The sequence below is a fragment of the Streptosporangium sp. H13245 genome, from assembly GCF_055690525.1.
Map to the genome: position 1 here is coordinate 255341 of NZ_JBSZKT010000005.1, position 13140 is coordinate 268480.

6 protein-coding genes are annotated in these 13140 nt (G+C 70.6%); 1 reads left to right on the forward strand and 5 read right to left on the reverse strand.

Features of this window, described 5'->3' with window-relative positions; genetic code table 11:
- Positions 1 to 105: 105 nt before the first annotated feature.
- From ACW9TB_RS12715 to ACW9TB_RS12730, 4 genes are all read right to left on the reverse strand, one after another.
- Entirely contained in the window at positions 106 to 5904 is a 5799-nt protein-coding gene (locus ACW9TB_RS12715; RefSeq protein WP_472748175.1) for a ThuA domain-containing protein, read from the reverse strand.
- Positions 5905 to 6030: 126 nt separating this feature from the next.
- Positions 6031 to 7311 carry an ROK family protein gene (locus tag ACW9TB_RS12720; protein WP_472748176.1) on the reverse strand — a complete coding sequence of 427 codons (1281 nt, stop codon included), beginning with the start codon at positions 7309 to 7311 and terminating at the stop codon, positions 6031 to 6033.
- A gap of 269 nt (positions 7312 to 7580) precedes the next feature.
- Entirely contained in the window at positions 7581 to 9971 is a 2391-nt protein-coding gene (locus ACW9TB_RS12725) for an alpha/beta hydrolase (RefSeq protein ID WP_472748177.1), read from the reverse strand.
- Positions 9972 to 10174: 203 nt separating this feature from the next.
- Positions 10175 to 11317: an FAD-dependent monooxygenase gene (locus ACW9TB_RS12730; protein WP_472748178.1), complete on the reverse strand. Its 1143-nt coding sequence runs from the start codon at positions 11315 to 11317 to the stop codon at positions 10175 to 10177.
- Between the two features lie 55 nt (positions 11318 to 11372).
- Here ACW9TB_RS12730 and ACW9TB_RS12735 point away from each other — a divergent pair, with 55 nt between their 5' ends.
- Positions 11373 to 11954, forward strand: a complete 582-nt coding sequence (locus ACW9TB_RS12735; protein WP_472748179.1) for a TetR/AcrR family transcriptional regulator — start codon at positions 11373 to 11375, stop codon at positions 11952 to 11954.
- A 43-nt stretch (positions 11955 to 11997) separates the two neighbouring features.
- Here the strand turns inward: ACW9TB_RS12735 and ACW9TB_RS12740 are convergent, their stop codons facing one another.
- Positions 11998 to 12999, reverse strand: a complete 1002-nt coding sequence (locus tag ACW9TB_RS12740) for a carbohydrate kinase family protein (RefSeq protein ID WP_472748180.1) — start codon at positions 12997 to 12999, stop codon at positions 11998 to 12000.
- Between the last annotated feature and the right edge of the window lie 141 nt (positions 13000 to 13140).

A 13140-nucleotide genomic window follows, 5' to 3' on the forward strand; every position in this document is an offset into this window, starting at 1 on the left:
AAACGGGGTGCCCCGTGCTGTGGGGCACCCCGACTACGGATCCATCGGGGGTGCCGGGCTCAGGGAAGGAGCCCGGCACCCCCAGGGTCGGGGCCGTGGCCCCACTTACACGGGCGTGCCGCCGTTCGCGACGATCAGGGCGTTGGCGTCACGCAGGAACGTGGCCTTCGCCGCGGCGTTGGAGACGATCTTCGGGTCGTTGACCGCTTCGATGAAGCGCTCAAGCTTCTTGACGATCTTCTTCTTGTCGCGCTCGCGCTCCTTGTCCTCGGACACCATGACCTTGGAGATCTTGTCCTGAAGCTTCGCGGCACCGGTGGCGGTCAGCTGCCCGGCCGCCTCGAAGCGCTCGATCAGGGCGGAGATGTCGTCGGTCGAGGTGACCGTCTTGAACGCGACCGACTGCTCGTACGTGCCGCCGGACTCGGTCTCGACGGTGACGGTGAGCGTGTGGTCGCCCAGGGCCAGCTTGTGGAGCTGCTGGACGGTACCGGACGTGAACGCCTGGTTGTCCAGCTTGCCGGTCACGGTCTTGATCCCGGCTCCGGAGACCTCCCAGGCGATGGTGAGGTCCTGGCTGTCGCCGTACTCGGTACCGTCCGCGACACCGGAGATGAGGATGGTGGGCTGGGTGCCCCCCTCCTCGATCTTGATGGTCGCGGCCTTGGTCTCCTCGACGTTGCCGGCCTTGTCGGTGGCGCGGTAGCGCAGCTCGTGGTCGCCGACACCGGTGACGTTGACCGTCGTGGTGTAGGGCGTCCAGTCGCCGCTGTCGAGGGCGTACTCGATCTTCTCCACGCCGGACGTCGCGTCCGCCGCGGCGAGGGTCACCGGCACCGTGTTCTGACCGACCGGGAGGAAGTCCGCGGTCGTGGTGGGCGCGGTCGCGTCGACCTTGACGGCGAGCGTCTTGGTCGCCTCGACGTTGCCCGCCTTGTCGACGGAACGGTACGCCACGGTGTGGTTGCCGTCACCGGTGACGACCACCGGCTCCAGGTACGTGGTCCAGGCGCCGTTGTCGAGCTGGAACTCGGTCTTGTCGACGCCGCTGCCCTGCGCCTCGTCGGCGCCGGCCAGCGTGACCAGGATCAGGCTGGTGAACCACCCGTTCGCCGGCTGGGCCGGGTCGGGGGTGGCCGTGGTCACCGGCGCGGTCGAGTCGTTCGTACCGCCGCCACCGTTGAGGCGGAAGTAGTCGAACTTGACCGTCTTGGACGCCTGCTGCGCGGTGCCGATGGTGTACACACCGATCTTGCCGCTGCCGACGGCGGTGTTGGTCACCGCCTGCGTGAACTCGGTCCACGCGGTGCCGTCGGCGGAGTAGGAACCCTTGAAGCTGGTGCCCTCCTTCTTCAGGCGGAGGTGCCAGACGCCCTGGGTGAGCGAGCCGATCTGCGGCTGCGGGTCCTGGACGACTCCGGCGACCTCGCTGCGCAGCTCGATCCGCCGCGACACCGCGGAACCCGCGGTGTTGTCGACGACGTAGTCGAGCTTCACGTAGTCGTCGTCACCGGCGTAGAGGATCAGGCCGCCCTGCTGGTACTGCTCGTTGAGCGCCGACCCGTCGACCTTCGTCTCCAGCGTCCAGTCGCCGCTCGGCGCCGTCTGCAGGATGAAGTTCTTCGGAGCGGTGTTGCCGGTACCGAAGATGTCGCCCGTCTGGGTGTCGATCTCCAGGTTGCCGCCGGTCACCCGGGCGGCCGAGCTGTCACCACGGACGATCGCGTTCCAGCGGCAGGTGTCGATGGACGAGCCGTTGAACTCGTCGCTCGGCTCCGGGTTGCCCGCGGTGTCGTCGGGGGTGATGTGGAACCAGTCGAAGGACGCGTCGACCACCGGGCGGTTGCCCGTGCTCGCCAGGGCGAACAGGCCGATCCTCGGGTTGGTGATCCCGGCGAGCGCCTTGCTCTGCGGCATCGCCGTGAAGGTGGTGCCGTCCGCCGAGTAGTGGGCGGTGAGGTTGGTGCCGTCGCTCATGAACCGCACGTACACCGTGTCGGGGTAGGCGTCCCCGAGCTCGGCCGTGTTGCTCTGCGTCACCTCGTTGGGCGTGCCGTTCTCCTCCCGGATGAACTGGAAGATGCGGGCGGCGTGGTTGTTGGTCCCCCGAGCCTGGAGCACCATCTTGGCGTAGTTGTCGTCGTCGCCGTACACGATCAGGCCCGCCTGCTGGTACATGTCGCGGGCGTTCAGCGTGACCTTGGTGGTGGCCGTCCAGGCCCCGTTCGGCGTCGGCTGGAGCACGAGGTTGGTCGTGTTACCGGGGCCGGAGCCGTAGATCTCGGTGAGCGACGTCGGAAGGACGAGCTTGCCGTCCTCGACCTTGAGGTTCTGGTCCTCACGGACGACCGTCCAGCGGTCCCGGTCGAGCGAGGTGCCCAGGAAGTCGTCGGAACGACCGGTCAGGCACGCGGTGCTCGGCGGGTCCACCTTGATGGAGATCGTCTTGCTCGTCGAGGCACCCTTGGTGTCGGTCACGGTCACCGTGGCGGTGTACGTGCCGGGCGCGGTGTAGGTGTGGCTCGCGTTGGCGGTGGCCGGCTCGGGCGAGCCGTTCACGCCGAACTTCCACTTGTACGTGAGCGGGGTGTTGTTGTCGGGGTCGGTGGCGGTCGAGGTGAAGTCGACCTTCAGCGGGGCGATGCCCGTGACCGGGGTCGCCGACGCGGTCACCGTCGGGCGCTGGTTGTCGGTGGCGCCCTGGCCGATGAAGTCGACCCAGTTGAAGTTGAGCAGGTAGGCGTCGTTGGCCGCGCTCGCCGGCTTGCGCACGATGATGAACAGCGGGCCGCTCGTCGTCGGGACGTTGGTCAGGTCGACCGTGACGTCCTTGTACGTCTGCCAGCCGCCGGTCGGCGTGATGTCGACCGAGCCCACCAGGGTCCCGGTGTCGGCGTTGCCCGTCTTGATCTGCACGGTGCCGCCGGCGCCGGCCGAGGAGACCCGGAACCGCATCTGGGAGATGCCGCCCAGGTTGATCGGGGTGTAGGCCCAGTAGTCGCCGTCGTTGGTGAAGCCGATGTTCTGGGCGCCACCCGCCGGGTCGGCGCCTGTCTCGGTCTGGACGCCGGGGGCGTCGGTGCCCGTGCCGCCCGCGACCCGGCCGGTCGACGAGAAGTGCTCGGCCTGCTTGCGCTTGGGCTGGAGGATGACCTCGGCCCGCCCGGTCAGCGACTGGCCGCCGCCCGAGCCGCCCTTGTCGGCGTAGGTGGCCTCAAGGATGTAGAACAGGTTGTCGTCGATGCCGTGGCCGCTGTCGGACAGCGTCTGGATGGTGCCCTCGCAGCCGTCGTGCTGGTCGAGCGGGTGACCGTGGCTGTCGTGACCCAGGTACGCCTGGATCTTGACGTCGTCACAGTCGATCGTGCCGTCCTCGGCGTCGGTGACGTTGATCTTGTAGTTCACCTGGTCGCCGAACTCGAAGAACGCGCCGTTCGGCGGCAGTTCGAAGGTCACCACCGGGCGGGTGTTGCCCGCCGTGATCGGCAGGTTCGCCGTGCCGCTGAGGCCGTCGGCGTTGGTGACGGTCAGGACCGCGCTGTACTGCCCGGCCTGGGTGTAGGTGTGCGAGGGGTTGGCCTCGGTCGAGTCGGTGGTGTCGTCGCCGTCGAAGTCCCACGCGTAGGTGAGCGGCTTGCCGTCCGGGTCGCTCGAACCCTGGCTGGAGAACTGCACGGTCAGCGGGGCCGGGCCGTCGGTCTTGTCCGCGGTGATGCGGGCGACCGGCGGGCGGGTGCCCTTGGCGTACTCGATGCGGTAGATGCCCGAGTCGGCGTTGTCGCCGCCGAAGCCGGAGCCCCACTCGATCAGGTACAGCGCGCCGTCGGGACCGAACTTGATGTCCATGGGGCGCTTGAAGCTCATGGAGCTCAGGATCTGGTTGATCTTGATCTGGGCGTCGCCGGCCTCGTTGAGCTGGAACGAGAACATCTTGTTCGTGTTCCACTCACCGAAGATCGCCTTGCCGTCCCAGTAGGCCGGCCACTTGACGGGCGACTCCAGGTCGGCGTCGTAGCGGTAGACCGGGCCCGCCATCGGCGCGCCACCGTTGAGCTCGGGGAAGGAGTTCGGGTTGGTGGCACCGGTGTACGGGATCGCCGCCGGGATCATCGGGGGCAGGTTGGTCAGGCCGGTGTTGTTGGGCGAGTCGTTGACCGGCGCGGCGCAGTTGTAGGCCGCCCCCGACGCCTTGGTGGCGAAGTTGTAGTCGATGTACGGGGTGTTGTCGCCCACGCAGAACGGCCAGCCGTAGTTGCCCGGCTTGCTGACCAGGTTCCACTCGACGGTGCCCCGCGGACCGCGGGTGGCGCTCGCGGCACCGGCGTCGGGTCCGTAGTCGGCCACCATGACGTGACCGGTCTTCGGGTCCAGGCCCATGCGGAACGGGTTGCGGAAGCCCATGCCGTAGATCTCGGGCTTGGTCTTGTCCGTGCCCGCGGGGAACAGGTTCCCGGTCGGCACGGTGTAGGTGCCGTCGTCCTGCGGGGTGATGCGCAGCAGCTTGCCGCTCAGGTCGTTGGTGTTGCCCGAGGTGCGCTGCGCGTCCCACGAGGAACGGCCCGACTGCTCGTCGGTCGGCGTGTAGCCGTCCGAGGCGAACGGGTTGGTGTTGTCACCGGTGGCCAGCCACAGGTCGCCGGTCTTGTGGTCCATGAGCATGCCGCCACCGTGGTGGCAGCACTCGGCCCGCTGCACCGGCACGTCGAGGACGACCTTCTCGCTGGAGAAGTCGAGCGTGTCGCCGTTGACGGTGAACCGGCTCAGCCGGTCGACGTTCGGGCTCGTCGGCGAGTAGTAGAGGTACAGCCACTTGTTGGTGTCGAAGTCCGGGTCCAGCGCCAGGCCGAGCAGGCCGCTCTCGTTGGCGGTGAACACGTTCAGGTGGCCGGCCGTCACGGTCGAGCCGGTGGTCTTGATGATCTTGACGTCGCCCAGGCGGTCGATGTAGAAGACACGGCCGTCCTTGGCGATGTCGGTCATCATCGGGTTGGCCGTGTTGTCGTCAAGGGTGACCTTGTCGAAGCTGCCGCTCTGCGAGGCCGAGCAGTCGGCCTTCTCGGCGCCCGCGGCGGTCTTGATCCCGCCGAGGAGCATCTTGGTGAAGTTGGCCTCGGCGAAGCTCTCCTTGGTGTGGCCGAGGCCGGTGTACCAGGAGCGTCCGCCGTCGTAGTCCTGGCACCAGGAGATCGGGTGGTCGATGCCCTGCGTGGAGCCGGTGTAGGACTTCTGGTCCATCGACTGCAACACGTGCACGTTGTTGCGCGGGTTGGCCTGGAAGTCGTACCACTCGTCGACGCGGGTCCACGAGGTCGGCAGGTGCGAGGTCGACGGGTGGGCGAGGTCCTCGGTGACGACCTTCGCCTGCTGGGTGGCCGGGTGCGACTTGAAGTACGCGCCGACGAGCTTGCCGTACCACTCCCAGTTGTAGCCGCTGTCGGAGGCCGCGTGGATGCCCGCGAAGCCGCCGCCGCCCTGGATGTAGCGCTCGAAGGCGGCCTTCTGGTCCGGCGTGGTGACGGGGTCACCGGTCGTGGACATGAAGATGACGGCCTGGTACTGGGCCAGGTTGGCGTCGGTGAACTGGGCGCTGTCCTCGGTCGTGTCGACCGCGAAGTTGTTCTCCAGGCCGAGCTTCTGGACGGCGGCGATTCCCTCGGGAATCGAGTCGTGCCGGAAGCCGCTCGTCTTGGAGAAGACCAGCACCTTGAAGGCGGGGTCGGCGGCGTTCGCCGACGACGTCTGGGCCGTGGAGGCGTTCGCCGGTGAGGCCAGAAGTGTGAGGACGGGTGTCAGGGGCACGACGAGGGCCAGGGCCATCGCCGTCGCCGTCCTGCGTAGGGAGCGGGTTTCGGTTCTCGGCAGGATCGTTGAGAGCCTGGCCCACGTTCGAGAACGTGGTGACATGGGGTAATTCCTTCCCTGACTGGGGGGTGTCAGGCAAAGCGCGCGCCGCCGCGCTGGTGCCACTTGTGACATGAGGTTGGGTACTGCAGTGGCTGGAGGGTGCCGCCTCCAGGCTTTGGGGGGCCGTCAGATGACCGACAGCCGGGGTGGTGGATCCATGATCATGGTCGGATGGTCGATGAGCCGGTTGACCACCATGCTCGCGGCGCCCCGTGAGGCGGCGCCGAAGCCGAGGTCGGAGGCGACGAACCGGCATCGGTTGGCGGAGCTGGCCACGACCAGCCGTTCCAGCTCCGCCTGGGCGTGGGGCAGCAGCCATTCGGCGAGGGTCGCGAAGTAGCCGCCGACGACGATCACCCGCGGGTTGAACAGGTTGGCCAGGATCGAGCCGCCGAGCCCGAGCCACCGCCCCACCCGCGCGACCGCGTCCATCATCTGGCGGTCACCCGCGGCCAGTCCTCTGGCGATCTCCGTCGCGTGCTCCTCGGGGTCGGACACCGGCAGGTCGGCCGGTGGGTACGCCCGGTCGGGCATGGCCGTCCGTACCAGCGCGGCCAGTCCCACCTTGGTCTCCCAGCAGCCGTGCCGCCCGCAGCCGCAGCGGTCGCCGCCCGGGTCGACCGGCAGGTGCCCGACCTCGCCGGAGAAGCCGTCCGCGCCGCGGAGCAGTTTGCCGTCGACGAAGATGCCGCCGCCCACGCCGACCTCGCCGGTCAGGTAGACGAGATGGGGGGTGCCCGCGGCGACGCCGGAGGTGTGCTCGGCCACGGCCGCGAGGTTGGCGTCGTTGTCCACCGACACTGGAACGCTCCACGGGCCGAGCGCCGCCGAAAGTCTCGCCGCCAGCGGCAGGTCGCGCCAGCCCAGGTTGGGGGCGAACGTGACGACGCCGCGCGCCACGTCGACCAGGCCGGGGACGGCCACCCCGAGTCCGGCCGGGACGGCCTCGGCCCGCTCCATCGTCTCGACGGCCTCCAGGGCCATCCGGCCGAGCACGCGCAGCGCGCGGTCCGGCCCGCCGGTTATCGCGTCGAAGCCGACCCGGCGTTCCACCAGGACCCGGCCGCTGAGGTCGGAGCCGTGGACCGAGATGTAGTCGACGTTGATCTCCAGGCCCAGTGCGCCGACGTGCGCGCCGTCCAGGGCCAGGGGCCGCCGGGGACGGCCGACCGCGCCGACGTGCTCGGTGTCGACCTCCCTGACCAGCCGCCGGTCGATTAGCTGGGACACCAGGTTGGAGACCGTCGCCCGGTGCAGGCCGGTCACCTCCGCGATGTCGGCCCGGGACTGGCACGCGTTGTCACGCAGGTGGCGCAGGACCAGAGAGAGGTTCGTCTGGCGCACCATGGGAGAGCTGGTCGGCGGGGCGGTACCGGCCGCGTACGGGACGTTGTGATCCTGGGTCACGCCGGGCACCGCCTTTCGTTTGTCTCGGCAATTAACTAATGAGGTTTGTAACACGCAGGTGTCCGTTGTGCACCTTGTTGCGAGGTAACGAGTTGACATCTTCGAATACGCGCAGGTAGGCGGCACAGGCGCTTCGCGGCTGGACTGATACGTTCACGCCGTCCGCGCTTCCGGCGGACGCCCAGCTCAGGGCTGTCGGCACCACCGCATGACGAACGGGTACGGCTCGCGAGCCGTACCCGTTCGTCATGCGGTGTGAGGCGGCGGGATCAGAGGGCGTCGTCGTCGGTGACGACGAGGCGGGCGAAACCACTCCCGATCGTCGCGTTCGTCGGCACGGACGCGACCACCTGGTACGACTGCTGGGCCGTCGCCGGTGCGGTGTCACCCACGACCGGCACCTGGAAGGTGGCCGACCTCGCCCCGGCGGGGATGACGACCCGCTGGGCCAGTGCCGTGACGACCGGCGCGGTGCCGCTGACGATCGACTGGACGTTGACCGTCACCGGCTTCTTGCTCCGCCCCGACAGCGTCAGCGTCAGGGTGGCCGCGCCGGGACCGTCGCCCTCGGGAACGGTGAGCCCCTGGAGCGAGACCTGCGGCAGCTCGTCCAGCTCGGCCTTGCCCACGCGGACGTCGGAGAACGCGAGGTCGCTCAGGTACACGCCGCCGGTCGGGCTCGCGCCGGTGACGCGCACCTCCCGTACGTCACGCAGGTCGACCCCGCCGAGGGACGACGTCGGGACGCGTACCGTCCGCAGCCACGTCTTGGGCAGCGGCGAGACCGCGCCGGGGAACGGCGTGAGGGCGTCGCTCACACTGGAGACGAGCACGGTGCCGGTCGTGCCGCGGCCGTCGGCGACGGTGACCGCCAGGTCGACGTTCCCCGTCGCGTTCTCGTCGAGGGCGGCGCGGAAGGTCAGCGCGTCGCGGCCGTTGACGTTCCGCGACCCCTCGGGCAGCGGGACGCTCACCGCGCCGGTGGTGTCGGTCCAGGCGAACCGCAGGACCGGCGTCGCGGCGACGTTCCCGGCGTACGTCGCGGGTGTCCAGGACGGCGCCTGCGACGTGGTCAGCCTGGTGGCGCAGGTGGGCACGCCGCTCTGCGGCGAGCGGTCCAGCATGCCGGAGCAGATCGCGCCGGTCGCGGCCCCCGACACCGTGAAGGGCGACGACGGCGACGTGAAGGGAGCCACGTCGAGGCGCTTGTCGGCCTCGGCCTGCGCGACCGTGTGGACGACCGCGCGCCCGGCGGACGCCGGGACGGCGCCGCTGCCGTCGAACAGCGGGAGCAGCTCGTGCTCCCCGCCCTGGACGAGACGGAAGAACCCGGCGATGTACGCCGTGCCCACCGCGTACTGCTCGGCCGGGGTCAGCCGGTCGGGGGCGGCGGTGCTGCCGCACACCGGGTCGTTCCGGTTGCTCCAGTCGTCGCTCGCCGGTGCGACGGCCACGCCCGGCGTCCACTCGGTGTTGAAGAAGTTGTGGTTCGTTCCCATGATCATGAGCGAGGAGCGGGACGCCTCGTCCTTGTCGAAGGCGTACAGGGAGTCGTCGTAGAAGTGCTGGCCCTGCTGGTTGGAGACGTCCCCGTCGCAGTACGGCAGGAAGACGGACATCGGGATGTTGGGCAGGGTCGCGCGGGCGAAGTCGGTGGGCGCGAGCGGGAGGACCGCCCTGATCCCGTACGGTGTGGGACGCCCGGCGTTGAGCAGCGCGGCCTTGACGACGCCCTCACCCCCGCGCGAGTGACCCATCAGGCCGATGTCCTCCATGTCGAGGCGGTCATTGAAGAGCTCGACGAGCTTTCCGTCGCCCGTCCCCTTCGCCGCGTCGGCGAGCAGGTCGAGGTGGCGCATGACGACCTCGCCGCGCGCGAGGGCGCCCCGGTCCTCGCTGAACGGGTTGTCGGCGGCGTTGACGCCGTTGGCGCTCACCGACACGACGGCGTACCCGTGGCTGGCGAGCACGTCGGCGGGGCCGTCGTACCCGGTGAAGCTGAGGATCGGCTGCTGACCGGCCGGGCACGGCCAGGTGGTGTTCGACGTCTGGCGCGTGACGGGGTTGTAGCACGCGGAGTGGCGGCCGTGCTGGAAGACGACCAGGGGGAGCCTGCCGACGGCCTCCTTCGGCAGGTACACCTTCGCGCGGATCTCGGCCTGCCTGCCGCCGAGGCCCGCCAGGGTGACGGCGGTGTCGCCGAGGTCGTACTCGTCGTGGACGACGGTGTAGCGGCCGGGGGTCGCCGGGTCGATCGGCGGGGGAGGGACGCTCGGCCTCTTCCGCCGGGGCTCGGGGGCGATCCTCGCGGTGGGGGCGGCCTCCGAGGGGACCTCGCCGTTCCAGGCCACGTCGACGGACGCCGGGGCGGAGGCCCTGGGGTCGGACGTGGTGATCGTCAGGGTCGTGCCGTCCGGCGACTCCACGGCGGGGCCGAGCGAGGCGCCGTCGACGGCGAGTTCCGGTATGGCGTCCCGTACCGGGAGCGGTCCGGCGAGCCGGAGCGTGATTTTGTAGCCGCCCTCCGAGGTCTCGATCGACCAGGAACCGTCCTCACCGGTTCCCGATACGGGCGGGTCGGCGTGGGCGGGTCCGGCGAAGAGCATCGTGGAGACGACCACGGCGGTCACGGCTCCGGCGAGCTGCGCGTGCAAGCGCATGTTTTTCCCTTCGAGCGCAATGCCCCAGGCGGCGCTTACGTCCGCTATTGGTGGGGTTTTTGCATGTACGACCCGAATCAGATCGCGCACGGTCGCCCGCGAGGGTTACGAGGTTTTTGCGAGTCTGTAAATGACATTTCGTGATGACCACTGGAAAACCGTTCACCAGGCCCGTGCCGGAGCCCGGATACCCGCGAGCCGCGCTAGGCGTGCCAGATGGCGGCGAGCTGCCGGGTGGCCAGGCGGGCCGGGATCGCGCGCAGCAGGGTGTCACGCGCCCAGGCGGCGGCCCCGGTCCGCGAGGTCAGCCGCGACTGCCGCTCCGCGGCCCGCATCAGCCGGTTGGCGCGCGGGCGGCGGAGCGCGTCGTAGCGCAGCAGCCGCCCGGCCACCTCGGCGGGCCCGGCCCCCGACAGGTGGCGGGCGAGCGCGGCGGCGTCCTCGAAGGCCTGGCTGGCACCCTGCCCGAGGTCGGGCGTCATGGCGTGCGCGGCGTCGCCGAGCAGCGCGATCCTGCCGGTCACGAACGTCGGCAGCGGCCTGGCCAGGCAGGCGATCGGGTCGACGTGGACGTCGTCGGCCGGGGTGGCCGCCAGCAGCGCGGGGACGGCCGGGTGCCAGTCGGCCATCAGCGCCAGCATCCGCCCGCGCGCCTCCTCCGGCCCGGGGACGGGGTCCGGCAGCACGGAGTCGGTGAACCAGTACAGCCCGTCGGCGCCGACGGGGAACAGCCCGAACATCCCCCCGGTGCGCCGGTCGAGCAGGATGCCCGCCAGCAACTCCTCCACGTCCAGCCCCGCGGGACGGGGCAGGGTGCCGCGCAGGTCCATGCGGCCGATCCTGCGCACCCCGCCGTGACCGGGGAACAGCTGCCCGCGCAACCCGCTGCCGATCCCGTCGGCCACGACCACCACGTCCGCCTCGCCGACGCGCTCGCCGCCGCTGAACACCGCCACTCCCGCCGCGCCGGGCTCCAGCCGCTCCACCGGCGTCGCGGTCCGCACCGCCTCGGCGGGCAGCGGGGCGCGCAGGGCGCGGTGCAGCTCCGACCGGTCGGCCACGATCATCGACCCGACCTCGCTCTGTGCCCGTACGGCGTCGGTGACCAGCAGCGGTCTCCCGCGCCAGTCGCGCAGCCCGCCGCTGCGGGCGGGGGTGGACCGGCCCCTCATGTCGTAGCCGAGCTCCTCCAGCGCCCGGAACCCGTTGGGCATGATCACCACGCCGGTGCCCGTCTCGCGGAGCTCGGCGCCCCGCTCGTAGAGGGTCACCTGATGTCCCTGGCGGTGCAGGCCCACCGCGGCCGCCACCCCGCCCAGCCCGGCACCGACCACGACGACACGCATGACGTTCCTCCATTCACTACGACCGTACTACTACGGTTATTGGTAGCATGGCCGGGTGCCGCCCACCAACCCAGCCCGCCGCCAAGCCCTGACGGACGCCGCCATCGACCTGCTGTCGGCCTCGGGGGTGCACGGGGTGACCCATCGCGCGGTGGAGAAGGCGGCGGGGCTGCCGACCGGTACGGCGTCCAACTACTTCCGCAGCCGCGAGGCGCTGCTGGTGGCCGCCGCCGAGCGGGTGGTCGAGCTCCACCTGGCCGACATGGACCGGGCGGCCGAGCATCAACCCTCGGGCGGCGTCGACCTGGTGGAGATGCTGACCGGGTCGTTGCTCACGGCGGCGACCACGCTGCGCCACCGCTACATCGCGATCTTCGAGCTACAGCTGGAGGCGGTACGCCGCCCGGCGCTGGCCGAGGCACTGGCGGGGCTGCAGGAGGTCGCGGTGCGCTTCACCGCCGGGTACCACGACCAGCTGGGGCTGAAGATCGCACGCGAGAAGGTCCCCGCGCTCATCGCGCTCTACGGCAGCGCCCTGTTCGCCCTGGTCAGCGCGCCCCCCGGCAGCGTCACCCGGCCCGCCGTCGAGGCCATCGTCGACACCATGGTGTACGGCTCTGCCGCGCCGGGCGACTAGCGCGAGGTCGGTGTCCCTTCGCGGGCCAACGCTGAGAATCCGGTCAGCGCGCCCACGGCGGGTTGGCCCCGGCCACCGAGCAGGTGAGCGAGGCGACCCTGGCGGCGAAGGTCGCTGCGTCCACCGCCAGGTCGAGGTCGAGCCGGTCGAGCCGCCCGCCCAGCAGGCCGGAGGCGTGCAACCGGTGCAGGAGCCCGGCCGTGAAGGAGTCACCGGCGCCGACGGTGTCGACGACCTCCGTGGGCGGGGTGGGGACCGTGGCGCGCTCGCCGCCGACGGAGACGAGCGCCCCCAGCGGGCCCCGGGTCACCACGACCAGGCGCACCCCGGCGTCGTGCCAGGTGTCGCAGACCCGCTCGACCGGCTCGCCGGGATGGATGTGCTCCAGGTCGTCGTCGCTCAGCTTGATCATGTCGGCCAGCGCGCACCACCGGGGCATCCGCTCCCGGTAGACGGCCGGGGCGACGAGCACGGCCCGCACGTTGGGGTCGATCGAGATCGTGGCACGGGTCGCGGTCGCCGCCAGCGCCTCCTCGACGACCTCCGCGCCCGGCGCGCGGACCAGGGCGAGCGAGCCGGTGTGCAGGCAGGCGACGTCACCGACCCGCTCGGCGGTCAGCTCCGCCGCGCTCCACGCCCAGTCGGCGGCGCCGTCGGCGTGGAAGGAGTAGCGGGCCTGGCCGGACTCGTCCAGGGTCGCCACCGCCAGGGTGCTCGGCTCCGAGGCGTCGACGCAGCCGGTCAGGTCGACCCCGGAGGCGCCGAGGTGCGTACGGAACAGGGTGCCGAAGGCGTCACCCGACAGCCGCCCCAGGAAGCGGGTGGCGGTGCCGAGGCGTGCCAGGGCCACCGCGGTGTTCGCGGGGCCGCCGCCGGGCAGGACGCGCAGGACGAGTTCGTCCCGCGCGCCACCCGGGACGAGGACGTCATCCGAGGCGGAACCGGCTGTGGGGGATTCGGCTGTGGGGGAGTCGCCCGGGGCGCCGTTCGTGGTGAAGGCGTCGGCGACGCACTCGCCGAGTACGGCGACCTGGGTGGAGGGCATGATCCCCGCCTTTCCCGGAGGTGTCTCCTCGAAAACAGCTTCCCGAAGGAATCTTCCCGGAGTCGGCTTCTGAAGACGGTGCAGCAGGTGCTTTGGCGACGCCGCCCGTAGCGGTCTCGTCCATGGGACCCGCGAACGAGT